Here is a 13560-nt window from a genome sequence, read left to right as displayed (position 1 = left end):
CCGGTCCGGCCGCCGCCGGGGCCGTCAGACCGGGACGTGGACCGTGGACACCTTGCTGGCGACCAGCCGTTCCCGTTCGCGGCGGGCCGCGCGCCCGCGGAGGCGGAGGATCTGGGTGACGCCCAGGGCCTGGAGGACGAAGACCGCCGAGAAGGCGACCGCGTAGTCGTCGCCGGTGGCGTCCAGCAGGACGCCGATCGCGAAGAGGGTCGTCATGGAGGCGACGAAGCCGCCCATGTTGGTGATGCCGGAGGCCGTGCCCTGCCGCTCGGGCGGGTTGGCGGGGCGGGCGAAGTCGAAGCCGATCATCGACGCCGGGCCGCAGGCCCCCAGCACCGCGCACAGCACGACCAGGAGCCACATCGGCGCCCTGTCCCCCGGCCAGGCCAGCGTGACGGCCCACAGCAGGGCCGTCGCGCCCACCGTGCCCAGCGCCAGCGGCAGCCGCGCCCCGTGGTGCCGGGAGACGACCTGGCCGTAGACGAGGCCGACGGTCATGTTGGCCAGCACCACCAGGGTGAGCAGCTCACCGGCGACCGCGCGGGACAGCCCCTGCGCCTCCACCAGGAACGGCATCCCCCACAGCAGCAGGAACACCATCGCCGGGAACTGGGTGGTGAAGTGCACCCACAGTCCCAGCCGGGTCCCCGGCTCCCGCCAGGACGCGGCGATCTGCCGGCGGACGTAGGCGGCGCCCTGGTGGGGGACCGGCGCCGGCTCGTGGCCCTCGGGGTGGTCCTTCAGGAACAGCAGGACCAGGACGAGGACCACCACACCCGCGAGCGAGCTGCCCGCGAACGCCGCCGTCCAGCCGATGCCGTGCAGCAGCCGCGCGAGGACCAGCGTGGAGACGAGGTTGCCCGCCATGCCGATGAGCCCGGCCATCTGCCCGACCAGCGGCCCGCGCCGCGCGGGGAACCACCGCGAGCCCAGCCGCAGCACGCTGATGAAGGTCATCGCGTCGCCGCAGCCCAGCAGCGCACGCGAGGCGAGCGCCATGCCGTACGTCGGGGAGAGGGCGAAGCCGAGCTGTCCGACCGTGAACAGCACCGCGCCCAGGCTCAGCACCTTCTTCGTGCCGAGCCGGTCCACCAGCAGGCCGACGGGTATCTGCATGCCGGCGTAGACCAGCAGCTGGAGGATGGAGAACGTGGACAGCGCGGAGGCGCCCACGTCGAACCGGTCGGCCGCGTCGAGGCCGGCCACCCCCAGGGACGTGCGGAAGATGACGGCGACGAAGTAGACGGAGACGCCGACCCCCCAGACGGCGAGCGCACGCCGCCCGCCCGGGGGCGCCCCCTGCGGGGGAGGACCGCCGGGCAGCGTGCCGGCGCCGCGCGGGGAGGCGCCGCTCATCGCACCTCTCCCCGGGCCAGGTGGGAGAACCAGCCGACGTGCCCGTGGACGATCTCCACGGCCGCCTCCGCGTCACCGGAGCGCAGCGCCCGCAGGATCTCCTCGTGCTCGGCGAGGGTCTTGGCGATGCGGTCGGGGTGGGAGTGCATCACGGCCTGGCCCATGCGCAGCTGACGGTCGCGCAGCTGGTCGTAGAGGCGGGAGAGGATCTCGTTGCCGCCGCTGCGGACGATCTCGGCGTGGAAGCAGCGGTCGGTGACGGAGGCCGCGGCGAAGTCGCCGGCGGCCGCCTCCTCCTTCTGGCGCGCGAGCAGTTCCTCCAGGCGCTCGATGAGGCCGGGGGGCGCGGGCACCGCCTTGCGCGCCGCGTGCTCCTCGACGAGCAACCGCGTCTCCACGACGTCGGCGATCTCCTGCGCGGAGACCGGCAGCACGAGCGCGCCCTTCTTCGGGTAGAGCCTGATCAGCCCCTCGGCCTCGAGCCGCAGCAGGGCCTCGCGCACGGGCGTGCGGGAGACGCCCACGGCCTCGGCCAGCTCGCCCTCCGTGAGCAGCGTCCCGCCCTCGTAGGTGCGCTCCAGGACGCCCTGCTTGACGTGGGCGTAGACGCGGTCGGCGGCGGGGGGACGTTTCACGGGGGCGGACACACTCATGCGGACAGCATAGATACAACACGTACGCATGGAAGTGTCCGTCCACGATGCGGAACGGCATCCACCGGAAAGAAGTGACCCTCTCCCGTACAACCATTCCTTCGGTGTACGCGTCAGACACATGCGGCCTCTTCCGTGCGGCCGCTCCTCAACCAGGCCGAGCAGCACGGCCACTCACGGTAAATCGGGGTATCTGACTTGAATATCGGCATCCAGGGCATCCGTCTCCGCAGAGCCACCTGCGTCGTCGTGACCACCGGCGCCGTGCTCGCCTCCGGAGCGCTCTACGCGGCGCCGGCGCAGGCCGCCGCTCCCGCTCCGTCCGTCGTCGCCAAGGGCGGCTTCGTGATCAACAACGCGAACGGCAAGACGCTGTACACGAAGCTCGGGGACACCCGCCGCGCGACCGGTTCCACCACCAAGATCATGACCGCGAAGGTCGTGCTCTCCCAGAAGAACCTGAACCTGAACTCCACGGTCACCATCCAGAAGGCGTACAGCGACTACATCGTGTCGAAGAACGCCTCGTCCGCGCGGCTGATCGTCGGCGACAAGGTCACCGTCCGCCAGCTGCTGTACGGGCTGATGCTGCCGTCCGGCTGCGACGCCGCGTACGCGCTGGCCGACAAGTTCGGCACCGGCACGACCCGCGCGGCCCGCGTGAAGTCGTTCATCGGCAAGATGAACGCCGACGCGAAGAAGCTGGGCCTGAAGAACACCCGCTTCGACTCGTTCGACGGCATCGGCAACGGCAACAACTACTCCACGCCGCGCGACCTGACGAAGATCGCGAGCAGCGCGATGAAGAACGCGACCTTCCGCTCGATCGTCAAGACGAAGAAGTACACGGCGAAGACGAAGACCAAGACGGGCGGCACCCGCACCATGGCGCCGTGGGTCAACACCAACACCCTGCTGAACAGCTACAGCGGCACCCTCGGCGTCAAGACCGGCTCGGGCCCCACGGCCAAGTACTGCCTGGTCTTCGCCGCGACCCGCAACGGCAAGACGGTCGTCGGCACCGTCCTCGCCTCCTCCTCCGCCGCCCAGCGCGAGAAGGACGCGAAGGCCCTCATGAACTACGCGTTCAGCAAGCTCTGATCCGCCCGGTCCACCCGGTCCGCCCGGTCCGCCCGGTCCACCCGCATCCCCGGATTCCGGGTTTCCCGGATTCCCGGACATGAGGAGGGGCGCCGCACACGTCAGTCGTGTGCGGCGCCCCTCCTGCCGTGTCCGCCGGCCGTCAGGCCCAGGTGATCAGCCGCTTCGGCTGCTCCAGGACCGCCGCCACGTCGGCGAGGACCTTGGAGCCGAGCTCGCCGTCGACCAGGCGATGGTCGAAGGAGAGGGCCAGGGTGGTGACCTGGCGGGGCTTGACCTTGCCCTTGTGGACCCACGGCTGGGGCTTGATCGCGCCGACCGCGAGGATCGCGGACTCACCCGGGTTGAGGATGGGCGTGCCCGTGTCGACGCCGAAGACGCCGACGTTGGTGATCGTGACCGTGCCGCCCTGCATGGCGGACGGGGAGGTCTTGCCCTCCCGGGCCGTGGACACCAGTTCACCCAGGGACGCGGCCAGTTCGGGCAGCGTCTTGGCGTGGGCGTCCTTGATGTTCGGCACGATCAGGCCGCGCGGGGTGGCCGCCGCGATGCCCAGGTTCACGTAGTGCTTGACCACGATCTCCTGCGCCGCCTCGTCCCAGGAGGCGTTGATGTCGGGGTTGCGCCGGATCGCGACCAGCAGTGCCTTCGCGATCAGCAGCAAGGGGTTCACCCGCAGACCCGCGAACTCCTTGTCCTGCTTCAGCTCCTCGACCAGCTTCATCGTGCGGGTCACGTCGACCGTCACGAACTCTGTGACGTGCGGCGCGGTGAACGCCGAGCCGACCATCGCCGCCGCCGTCGCCTTGCGGACGCCCTTGACGGGGATCCGCGTCTCGCGGGCGGAGTCGTACGACGCCGGGGCCGCGGGCCGGTCGGGCGCGGCGGCGGCCGGGGCGGACGGGGCGGCCGGCTGGGCGGCGGGGGCAACCGGCTGCTGCCGCGCCTGGGCCGCGGCGACGGCCGCGTGGACGTCCTCGCGGGTGACGACGCCGTCGGGGCCGGTCGGGGTGACCGTCGCCAGGTCGACGCCCAGGTCCTTGGCCAGCTTGCGCACCGGCGGCTTCGCCAGCGGCCGCTGCGCGGGGGCCGCCGGGACGGCCGGGGCGGCCGGAGCCGCCGGGGCGGCACCGTGGCCGTTCAGTTCGGCCTGGACCGCGGGCGCGGCCTGCTGGGCCGCGGTGTCCTGCGCCTGCTTGCGCGGGCGGCGGCGGGTGGAGGAGGTGGCGACGCCGTAGCCGACCAGCACCGGCTGGCGGGCCGCGGGCCCGGCGGGCTCCTCCGGCTCGGCGGCGGGAGCGGGGGCGGGGGCCGCGGGGGCCTCCTCCCGCGCCGGGGCCGCGCCCGCCACCTCCACCGCGATGATGGACGTGCCCACGTCGACCGTGGTGCCCTCGGGGAAGTGCAGGGCGCGGACCACGCCGTCGTAGGGGATGGGCAGCTCGACGGCGGCCTTCGCCGTCTCCACCTCGCAGACCACCTGGCCGTCGGTGACGGTGTCACCGGGCTGGACGTACCACTTGAGGATCTCGGCCTCGGTGAGGCCCTCGCCCACGTCCGGCATCTTGAACTCGCGTACGGACGCGTTCGTCATCGTCGTCACGACCCTCTCCTCAGTACGCCAGCGAGCGGTCGACGGCATCGAGCACCCGGTCCAGGTCCGGGAGGTAGGACTCCTCCAGACGGGCCGGCGGGTACGGGGCGTGGTAGCCGCCGACCCTCAGCACCGGGGCCTCCAGGTGGTAGAAGCAGCGCTCCGTGATCCGGGCGGCGATCTCCGCGCCGGAGCCGAAGAACACCGGCGCCTCGTGGACGACGACCAGACGGCGGGTCTTCTCCACCGACGCCTGGACGGCGTCGAAGTCGATCGGGGAGACCGAGCGCAGGTCGAGCACCTCCAGGCTGCGGCCCTCCTCGGCCGCCGCGTCGGCGACCTCCTGGCAGAGCTTCACCATCGGGCCGTACGCGGCGAGGGTCAGGTCCGTGCCCTCGCGCACCACGCGCGCGGCGTGCAGCGGGCCGGGGATCGCCTCGGTGTCGACCTCGCCCTTGTCCCAGTAGCGCCGCTTCGGCTCGAAGAAGATCACCGGGTCGTCGCTCTGGATGGCCTGCTGCATCATCCAGTACGCGTCCGACGCGTTCGACGGCGACACGATCTTCAGGCCGGCCACGTGCGCGAACAGGGCCTCGGGGGACTCGGAGTGGTGCTCCACCGCCCCGATGCCGCCGCCGTAGGGGATGCGCACGACGACGGGCATCTTGACCTTGCCCAGCGCGCGGGCGTGCATCTTCGCGAGCTGCGTGACGATCTGGTCGTACGCCGGGAAGACGAAGCCGTCGAACTGGATCTCCACCACCGGGCGGTAGCCGCGCAGGGCCAGGCCGATCGCGGTGCCGACGATGCCCGACTCGGCGAGCGGGGTGTCGATGACGCGGCTCTCGCCGAAGTCCTTCTGCAGGCCGTCCGTCACCCGGAACACGCCGCCGAGCTTGCCGACGTCCTCGCCCATGACGACGACCTTCGGGTCCGCGTCCAGGGCGCGCCGCAGCGACTCGTTGATCGCCTTGGCCAGAGCCATCTTCTCAGCCATGTCACTTACCCCCGTCTTCGTCCGCGAACGAGGCCTGGTAGGCGGCGAACTGCGCCCGCTCCTCGTCGACCAGCGCGTGGCCGTCCGCGTACACGTTCTCGAAGATGGCGAAGTGGTCCGGGTCCGGCATGGCACGGACCGCTTCGCGCACTCGTTTGCCCAACGCCTCGGACTCGGTCTCCAGTTCCGCGAAGAATCCCTCGTCCGCGTGGTTCGAGGCCTCGAGGTAACGGCGAAGGCGCAGGATCGGGTCCTTCGCCTCCCAGGCCAGACGCTCCTCGTCACCCCGGTAGCGGGTGGGGTCGTCGGAGGTGGTGTGCGCGCCCATGCGGTACGTGAACGCCTCGACGAGCGTCGGCCCCTCACCGGCGCGGGCCCGCTCCAGGGCCCACTGGGTGACGGCGAGGTTCGCCAGCACGTCGTTGCCGTCCACGCGCACGCCCGGGAAGCCGAAGCCCTGCGCGCGCTGGTACAGCGGCACGCGGGACTGCTTCTCGGTCGGCTCGGAGATCGCCCACTGGTTGTTCTGGCAGAAGAACACCACGGGCGCGTTGTAGACCGCGGAGAAGGTGAAGGCCTCGGCCACGTCGCCCTGGCTGGAGGCGCCGTCGCCGAAGTACGCGATGACCGCGCTGTCGGCGCCGTCCTTGGTGATGCCCATCGCGTAGCCCGTGGCGTGCAGCGTCTGGGAGCCGATGACGATCGTGTACAGGTGGAAGTTGTTGCCGTTCGGGTCCCAGCCGCCGTTGTTGACGCCGCGGAACATGCCGAGCAGGTTGGTCGGGTCCACCCCGCGGCACCAGGCGACACCGTGCTCACGGTAGGTGGGGAAGACGTAGTCGTCGTCGCGCAGCGCCCGGCCGGAGCCGATCTGCGCCGCCTCCTGCCCGAGCAGCGAGGCCCACAGGCCCAGCTCGCCCTGGCGCTGGAGCGCGGTGGCCTCGGCGTCGAAGCGACGGGTGAGCACCATGTCGCGGTACAGACCGCGCAGATCCTCGGCCGTGATGTCGGCGACGTACTTGTCGAACTCGGCGTTCTTGACGCGCTTGCCCTCGGGCGTCAGCAGCTGGACGAGGGCGGGCTCGGCGCTCTTCCTGGCGCCGGCGGCCTTTTTGGTGGTGCTGGTGGTGCGCTTGGTGCCGGTGGTGCCGGCCTTGTTTCCGGCGCTGCGTCGCGGTGTGCGCGCGGCAGTGCTCTCCACGGTCACGTGTGCTCCTCCGTCGGTCCGGCCCCCGGGGTTGCCGGTGGGCCAGTGCGGCTCACCTGTTCCGACCACCGGGCACGGGGTGGGTGCCGCTCGGCCGGGAACAGGCGTGACAGGTGCCCCGGCGAGCGCCCTGCACACAGCACGTTACCCAGTGCTCCACATTTCTGTGAAACCCCCTCTGACCTGCGATTTTGCTTGGATATCCAAGTAAATCGGGGAAGGCCCGGAAGGCACGCTGGTCACAGCCTTGCAGGAGGCCGGAGCAACGGCACGTTATCCCGGCCGGGCCGGACACGGGAAGAGCGAACGCCCCCTACGGCACGGGGTGCCATAGGGGGCGTCACGGGGTGCCCCGGGCGGGGGCGGATCGTCCGGTCGAGGGGTGAGGAAGCCGGTCAGCCGCCCGAGCCGCCGGGCACTCCGGCGTTGGCCCCGCCCGCGTCGCCGACGCCGCCCGGGCCGCCGGCTCCGCCGTTCTCCGTGCCGCCGTTCTCCGTGCCGCCGTCCCCGGTGCCGCCGTTCTCCGTGCCGCCGTCCTCGGTGCCGCCGTTCTCCGTGCCGCCGTCCCCGGTGCCGCCCGACTGGGTCGGCTGCGCGGACGGCGGCGGGGCGCTCGGCGCCTCGGTCTCGGTCTCGGTGTCCGTCGGATTCGTGGGCGGCGTGTACGGCTGGTCCCAGTTCCCGCCCGATCCCGTGCCCGGGTCGGCACCGGTCCCCGTACCGGGATCGGTCGTCTCCTCGGTCTCCTCGTCGGTCGGCGACTCGCTGGCCGTCTCCTCCTGGGTGCTCCGGGAGACCGACGGCGAGGGGTCGGTCTTGCCGCCCCCGCCCTCGCCGCCGCCGCCGTTGTTCAGCGCCAGGGCGACGCCGGCCGCGACGGCGATCACCGCGAGCACAGCGAGGATCCACAGCTTGCCGCGGCCGCTGCCCCGGTTGCCGTGGCCCTCGAAGCCGCCGTCGTCACCGCCGCCGTACCCGCCGGTGGGCAGGATCGGCTGCGGGATGGCGGCCGTGCCGGAGTGCTCCGGGTGCGGCATGACCGCCGTGCCGGCGAACCCGGCCGCGGGCGTGCGCGGGCCCTCGTGCATGTCCACCGGCCCGGTGTTCCAGGTGCCGGTGTGGCCGCCCTGCTCGTAGAGCATCTGCAGCGCGTACTGGACCAGTCCGCGCATCTCCTCGGCCGTCTGGAAACGGTCGTCCGGGTCCTTGGCGAGGGAGCGCATCACCAGCCCGTCCAGCTCGGGCGGGCAGGCGTCCGAGGCCTCCGAGGGGGGCGTGGGGATGTCCTGGACGTGCTGGTAGACCACCGACAGCGGCGTCTCGCCGGTGAACGGCGGGCGCAGCGCCAGCAGTTCGTACATCAGGCAGCCGGTGGCGTACAGGTCGGAGCGGTGGTCGACGGCCTTGCCGAGCGCCTGCTCCGGGGAGAGGTACTGCGGGGTGCCCATGACCATGCCGGTCTGCGTCATCGTCGTGGACGCGCCGTGCATGGCGCGGGCGATGCCGAAGTCCATCACCTTCACGGCGCCGTTGTGGGTGATGATGACGTTGGCCGGCTTGATGTCGCGGTGCACGATGTTGTGCTGGTGCGAGTAGGCCAGGGCCTCCAGGACGCCCGAGACGATGATCAGCGCCTGCTCCGGGCCCGGGGCCTCCGCGTTCATCAGCAGGTCGCGGATGGTGCGGCCCTCGACCAGCTCCATCACGATGTACGGCACGGACTGGCCGCCCATCATGTCCTCGCCGGAGTCGTACACGGCGACGATCGCGTGATGGTTGAGGCCGGCCACCGACTGGGCCTCGCGCGTGAAGCGCGCCTTGGACACCGGGTCCTCGGCCAGGTCGGAGCGCAGCAGCTTGACGGCGACGGTACGCCCGAGGCGTACGTCCTCGGCGGCGAACACCTCGGCCATGCCGCCCCGGCCGAGCCGGTGCGTGAGCCGGTACCGGCCGTCGCCGACCAGCCCGCCGTTGCCCCAGTTGTCCGGCGCGTCCGACATGCCGCCGCCAGTCGCCTCGGGGTCGGACGGGCCCTGAGCGCGCTGCTGCTGTGCCATCAGTCCTCGCCGTCGTTTCTGCCCGCGGTGCGCGCGGTGTTGTCACGGTCTCCGTCGGCCACGCTACAGCCTCTGCCGGGGCCTTCGGTCCGGGACGGGCTGCCGGATCCGGCACGCGACGGACCGGTCATCAAACCCGCACTCCGTACCGTCGTGCAAATTCCGTGTACCGGCGGGACGGCCGCTGTAACGCTTCCGCGACGCTTCTTTCGCGTACGGTCACGGAACGGGCACCACGCTTGACGTGTCGGTGCCCTGGGGCAGACTTGGCCGGGAATAGCGCTTTCGATCCACGACAGCGACGACGACAGGCTACGACGGGGCAGGTCACCGACGGCGGTGCCGGACGCCGGAGAGGCTACGGGGGACGCGGAACATGAGCCAGGACGGCGCACAGGGCCGGCACACGGGGCGGGCGCTCGCGGGCGGACGCTACCAACTGCGGGACCTGCTCGGCCAGGGTGGCATGGCCTCGGTGCACCTCGCCCACGACACGGTGCTGGACCGCCAGGTCGCGATCAAGACGTTGCACACGGAACTCGGGCGGGAGCAGGCGTTCCGTGAGCGCTTCCGCCGCGAGGCCCAGTCCGTGGCGAAGCTCACGCACACCAACATCGTCTCGGTGTTCGACACCGGCGAGGACGACGTGGACGGCATGACGACGCCGTACATCGTCATGGAGTACGTCGAGGGCCGTCCGCTCGGCTCCGTGCTCGACGAGGACGTGCGGCAGCACGGCGCGATGCCCGCCGACAAGGCGCTGAGGATCACCGCCGACGTGCTGGCGGCGCTGGAGATCAGCCACGAGATGGGGCTGGTCCACCGCGACATCAAGCCCGGCAACGTGATGATGACCAAGCGCGGCGTGGTCAAGGTGATGGACTTCGGCATCGCCCGCGCCATGCAGTCCGGCGTGACGTCGATGACGCAGACCGGCATGGTCGTCGGCACCCCGCAGTACCTCTCCCCGGAGCAGGCGCTCGGCCGGGGCGTCGACGCGCGCTCCGACCTGTACTCGGTCGGCATCATGCTGTTCCAGCTGGTCACCGGCAGACTGCCGTTCGACGCGGACTCCCCGCTCGCCATCGCCTACGCGCACGTGCAGGAGGAGCCCCCGGTCGCCTCCTCCGTCAACCGCTCGCTGCCGCCGGCCGTGGACGCGCTGATCGCCCGCGCGCTGAAGAAGAACCCGAACGAGCGCTTCCCCAGCGCGGAGGCCATGCGCGGGGAGTGCCTGCGGGTGGCGCAGTCCTTCCAGGCGGCCCCGCCCAGCATCGTGCCCGGCGGCCAGACGCCCAGCGGCGCCGGTGTCGGCTCCGCGGTCTTCCCGCCGGTCGACCGGTCCGGCCAGGCGCCCGCGGGCAGCGTCCAGACGCCGTACCAGCCGACGCCCCCGCCGCCGAACCCGTACGGCTCCCCCGCCCCGGCCACGCCCGCCCCGTCGTACGGCTACCCGCAGCAGGGCGGCTACCCGACGCCGTACGCCCAGCAGGGCCCGTCGACGCCCGCGCCGTACACGATCTCGCCGCAGGGCTCCGGCAGCGGCGGTGCGAGGCGCGGCCGGAACACTCCGGTGATCGTCGCCTCGGTCCTCGTCGCGGTGCTGGCGGTCGGCGGCCTGGTCACGGCGCTGGCGCTCAACAACGGGGACGACAAGGACCCGCGGGCGGGCGGCGCGTCCGCCTCGACGGCGAAGCCCGAGGGCTACCGCGGTCCGGACACGTCCAAGACGATCGACCCGGAGAAGTGCGAGGACCCGCAGGAGGCGTACAACGACCCCGACAAGGTCCAGCTGCCCGACTTCAAGTTCAAGCACATCGCCTCGGTGAAGGCGTGCTTCCAGGCCGCGGGCTGGGGCGGCAACCTCAAGATCGTCGAGGTGGACGAGAACACCTACGGCGAGGGGTCGGTCCGCGAGCAGTTCCCGCCGGCCGGCACCGACGTCGATCCGGAGGACATGCCGCAGATCACACTCAAGGTCTCGACGGGCAACCCGCCGACGTCCTGACCCGGCGGCTCCGCGTCCGCGGAGCGCCCGCACGCGTACGGAAGGGGCCCGGCACGGATGCCGGGCCCCTTCGGTGCGGTCGGACGGGGGCGGTCCCCCGGTCCATGAGGCGGTTTACAGGTACGGGCCGCCCGAGCGGCCGCCCGGGTGGGAGTCCTCGGGTCCCTCGGCGACACCCGGCGGCAGCGCGCGGCGCATCTGCTCCAACTGGGCGCGCGCCGCCATCTGCTGGGCGAAGAGCGTCGTCTGGATCCCGTGGAAGAGCCCTTCCAGCCAGCCCACCAGCTGGGCCTGCGCGATGCGCAGCTCCGCGTCGCTGGGGGTGGCCTCGTCCGTGAAGGGCAGGGAGAGCCGCTCCAGCTCCTCGACCAGCTCCGGCGCCAGGCCGTCCTCGAGCTCCTTCACCGAACTGGCGTGGATCTCCTTGAGGCGGTTGCGGCTGGCCTCGTCGAGAGGAGCGGCACGCACCTCCTCCAGCAGCTGCTTGATCATGCTGCCGATCCGCATGACCTTCGCCGGCTGCTCCACCTGCTCCGTCACCGGGGTCTCACGGGAGTCCTCGTCCCCCTTGCCGCCGCTGAGCGCCATACCGTCCTGGCCCACGACCAGGATCTGCGGATTCTCCGGCGACCGTTCGTTCCTCGGCATCTCCATTCGACCATTGTCGCGCACGCCCCCTCCCCGGCACGGTGCCGCCCCCGGTAGCGGCCGCCCCGCGGGGTCCTCCGGACGGCCCTGTCCGACATGCCGGTCCCGTCCGCCGGTGCGAGGCTGTTGGCGTCCATCCGGCCCATCTTGCCGACGGTGCGGCCGAGCACCGGCCGGCGCGGGAGGTCACGGCCGTGACTCCATCGCTGCGCACACTGGGGGCGACGCTCGTTCTGGCGGCGGGCGCCGTGCTGACGCCGTACAGCCCCCTCGCGGGACCCCCGACCGCCGGCACGGCGTCCGGGGCGGAGCGCACGATCACCGGCACGGCGTCCGGGGCGGAGCACACGCCGCCGGGCGCCGACAGCGCCGGGAGCGCCCAGGCGCGCGCGGTGCCCCGTTCCCCCTCCGCCTCCCCGTCGTCCTCGGTCTCGCCCTCGCCCTCGCCCTCCGCGTCCCGGACCGGAGACGGGCCGGGCGAGGGACGCGACCGGCCCGGGCGGCGGGAGACGGCGGGGGAAGGGTCCCGGGACACCGCGCCGTCCCGGCGGGGCGCCGAGGAGGAGGGCTCGGACCCCCGCGGGGCGGCCGGACGGCCGGACGGCGACGGGGCACGGCGGCCCGACGCCCGGCTCGACGCGTCCGCCCCGGCGGAGGTGGGGGACGGCGCGGCGGAGGAGTCTCCTGCCGGTGACGCGGGCGGGGCCGCCCCGTCCGCGCCCGCCTCCTCGGCGGCGGCTCCGGTGCCCGCCGCCTCGTCGCCGGCCGCTGAGCCGGACGCGGTCGCGGGCACCGCCGCCCAACCGGTGCTGCGGATCCTGCCGCTGGGCAGCGGCCTGGTCCTCATCGGCCTCGGCTGCGCCCTCGCCCACCTGGGACTGCGGTTGCGCCAGGAACGCGGAGCGCGCTGACCACCGGCCTCGCCGGACTCAGTTGGGCGTGATCAGCAGGACCTTGCCGATGTGGGAGCTGTCCTCCACCACCCGGTGCGCCTCGGCGGCGTCCGGCATGGGGATCTCCCGGTCGATCACCGGACGGACGTGACCGCCGGACACCAGCGGCCACACGTGCTCCCGCACGGCCGCCACGATCGCGGCCTTCTCCTCCAGCGGGCGGGCGCGCAGGGTGGTGGCGGTGATCGCGGCGCGCTTGGCGAGCAGGGCGCCGATGTTCAGCTCGCCCTTCACCCCGCCCTGCATGCCGATGATCACGAGCCGGCCGTTCACGGCGAGGGCCTGCACGTTGCGGTCCAGGTACTTGGCGCCCATGTTGTCCAGGATGACGTCCGCGCCCCTGCCCTCGGTGGCCTCCCGCAGCTCGGCCACGAAGTCCTGCTCGCGGTAGTTGATCAGGATGTCCGCGCCCAGCTCGGCGCAGCGCTCCAGCTTCTCCTTCGTGCCCGCGGTGACGGCGACCTTCGCCCCGACGGCCTTGGCGAGCTGGATCGCCATGGTGCCGATGCCGCTCGATCCGCCGTGCACGAGGAACGTCTCGCCGGGGCGCAGGTGGGCGACCATGAAGACGTTCGACCACACCGTGCAGACCACCTCGGGCAGCGCGGCGGCCCGGTCGACGGTGAGCCCCTCGGGGACGGGCAGCAGCTGCCCCGCGGGGACGACCGCCTTCTCGGCGTAACCGCCGCCGGAGAGCAGCGCGCAGACCTCGTCGCCGACGGCCCAGCCGCTCACCCCGGGACCGATCCGGGCGATCCGGCCGGAGCACTCCAGGCCGGGGTGGGGGGACGTGCCGGGCGGCGGGTCGTAGAAGCCCTGGCGCTGCAGGATGTCGGCGCGGTTGACGGCCGCGGCCACCACGTCGACGAGGACCTCGCCCTCGCCGGCCACCGGATCGGGGACCTCGTCCCAGACCAGCGCCTCGGGCCCACCGGGTTCGGGAATCGTGATCGCATGCATGAGGGGGACGGTACTCCGGGAGGCGG

The 13560-nt window shown here is 72.5% G+C and carries 11 protein-coding genes; 3 read left to right on the top strand and 8 right to left on the bottom strand.

Annotation, left to right across the window (positions count from 1 at the left end; genetic code table 11):
- Window positions 1-24: 24 nt before the first annotated feature.
- Window positions 25-1356, bottom strand: a complete 1332-nt coding sequence (locus tag ACIQ8B_RS04055) for a nitrate/nitrite transporter (RefSeq protein WP_290002543.1) — start codon at window positions 1354-1356, stop codon at window positions 25-27.
- Complete coding sequence (locus ACIQ8B_RS04050; protein WP_391662691.1) at window positions 1353-2009, bottom strand: GntR family transcriptional regulator; 657 nt, start codon at window positions 2007-2009, stop codon at window positions 1353-1355. The genes ACIQ8B_RS04055 and ACIQ8B_RS04050 overlap by 4 nt, the downstream gene beginning before the upstream one ends.
- 198 nt (window positions 2010-2207) lie before the next feature.
- Here ACIQ8B_RS04050 and ACIQ8B_RS04045 point away from each other — a divergent pair, with 198 nt between their 5' ends.
- Complete coding sequence (locus tag ACIQ8B_RS04045) at window positions 2208-3110, top strand: D-alanyl-D-alanine carboxypeptidase family protein (RefSeq protein ID WP_290002540.1); 903 nt, start codon at window positions 2208-2210, stop codon at window positions 3108-3110.
- 142 nt (window positions 3111-3252) lie between these two features.
- Here the strand turns inward: ACIQ8B_RS04045 and ACIQ8B_RS04040 are convergent, their stop codons facing one another.
- From ACIQ8B_RS04040 to ACIQ8B_RS04025, 4 genes are all read right to left on the bottom strand, one after another.
- Window positions 3253-4713, bottom strand: coding sequence for a dihydrolipoamide acetyltransferase family protein (locus ACIQ8B_RS04040; protein WP_403545080.1), 1461 nt, complete (start codon window positions 4711-4713; stop codon window positions 3253-3255).
- A 10-nt stretch (window positions 4714-4723) separates the two neighbouring features.
- Window positions 4724-5701, bottom strand: a complete 978-nt coding sequence (locus ACIQ8B_RS04035) for an alpha-ketoacid dehydrogenase subunit beta (protein ID WP_093764344.1) — start codon at window positions 5699-5701, stop codon at window positions 4724-4726.
- A 1-nt stretch (window position 5702) separates the two neighbouring features.
- Complete coding sequence (pdhA, locus tag ACIQ8B_RS04030; RefSeq protein ID WP_290002529.1) at window positions 5703-6908, bottom strand: pyruvate dehydrogenase (acetyl-transferring) E1 component subunit alpha; 1206 nt, start codon at window positions 6906-6908, stop codon at window positions 5703-5705.
- Window positions 6909-7303: 395 nt separating this feature from the next.
- Window positions 7304-8965 carry a protein kinase gene (locus tag ACIQ8B_RS04025; protein WP_403545077.1) on the bottom strand — a complete coding sequence of 554 codons (1662 nt, stop codon included), beginning with the start codon at window positions 8963-8965 and terminating at the stop codon, window positions 7304-7306.
- Window positions 8966-9341: 376 nt separating this feature from the next.
- Between ACIQ8B_RS04025 and ACIQ8B_RS04020 the strand changes: the two genes are divergently transcribed.
- Window positions 9342-10973 (top strand): protein kinase, encoded by a 1632-nt coding sequence (locus ACIQ8B_RS04020; RefSeq protein WP_403545074.1) that lies wholly within the window; start codon window positions 9342-9344, stop codon window positions 10971-10973.
- Between the two features lie 114 nt (window positions 10974-11087).
- On the opposite strand, the gene ACIQ8B_RS04015 is transcribed toward ACIQ8B_RS04020, so the two are convergent.
- Window positions 11088-11627, bottom strand: a complete 540-nt coding sequence (locus ACIQ8B_RS04015) for a bacterial proteasome activator family protein (protein ID WP_106413342.1) — start codon at window positions 11625-11627, stop codon at window positions 11088-11090.
- Window positions 11628-11815: 188 nt separating this feature from the next.
- Between ACIQ8B_RS04015 and ACIQ8B_RS04010 the strand changes: the two genes are divergently transcribed.
- Window positions 11816-12532 (top strand): hypothetical protein, encoded by a 717-nt coding sequence (locus ACIQ8B_RS04010; protein ID WP_403545072.1) that lies wholly within the window; start codon window positions 11816-11818, stop codon window positions 12530-12532.
- Between the two features lie 18 nt (window positions 12533-12550).
- On the opposite strand, the gene ACIQ8B_RS04005 is transcribed toward ACIQ8B_RS04010, so the two are convergent.
- Complete coding sequence (locus ACIQ8B_RS04005) at window positions 12551-13534, bottom strand: NAD(P)H-quinone oxidoreductase (RefSeq protein ID WP_403545070.1); 984 nt, start codon at window positions 13532-13534, stop codon at window positions 12551-12553.
- Window positions 13535-13560: the final 26 nt, after the last annotated feature.

The sequence above is a fragment of the Streptomyces sp. NPDC096105 genome, assembly GCF_044763335.1.
In the GTDB taxonomy this organism is placed as follows: Bacteria; Actinomycetota; Actinomycetes; order Streptomycetales; family Streptomycetaceae; genus Streptomyces.
This window is presented reverse-complemented; position numbering and strand designations above follow the sequence as displayed.

Bases quoted from the DNA above. Each gene is read 5' to 3' on its own strand.
- ACIQ8B_RS04035 (WP_093764344.1), bottom strand. From the start codon at position 5,701: ATGGCTGAGAAGATGGCTCTGGCCAAGGCGATCAACGAGTCGCTGCGG.
- ACIQ8B_RS04020 (WP_403545074.1), top strand. From the start codon at position 9,342: ATGAGCCAGGACGGCGCACAGGGCCGGCACACGGGGCGGGCGCTCGCG.
- ACIQ8B_RS04015 (WP_106413342.1), bottom strand. From the start codon at position 11,627: ATGGAGATGCCGAGGAACGAACGGTCGCCGGAGAATCCGCAGATCCTG.
- ACIQ8B_RS04025 (WP_403545077.1), bottom strand. From the start codon at position 8,965: ATGGCACAGCAGCAGCGCGCTCAGGGCCCGTCCGACCCCGAGGCGACT.
- ACIQ8B_RS04050 (WP_391662691.1), bottom strand. From the start codon at position 2,009: ATGAGTGTGTCCGCCCCCGTGAAACGTCCCCCCGCCGCCGACCGCGTC.
- ACIQ8B_RS04055 (WP_290002543.1), bottom strand. From the start codon at position 1,356: ATGAGCGGCGCCTCCCCGCGCGGCGCCGGCACGCTGCCCGGCGGTCCT.
- ACIQ8B_RS04005 (WP_403545070.1), bottom strand. From the start codon at position 13,534: ATGCATGCGATCACGATTCCCGAACCCGGTGGGCCCGAGGCGCTGGTC.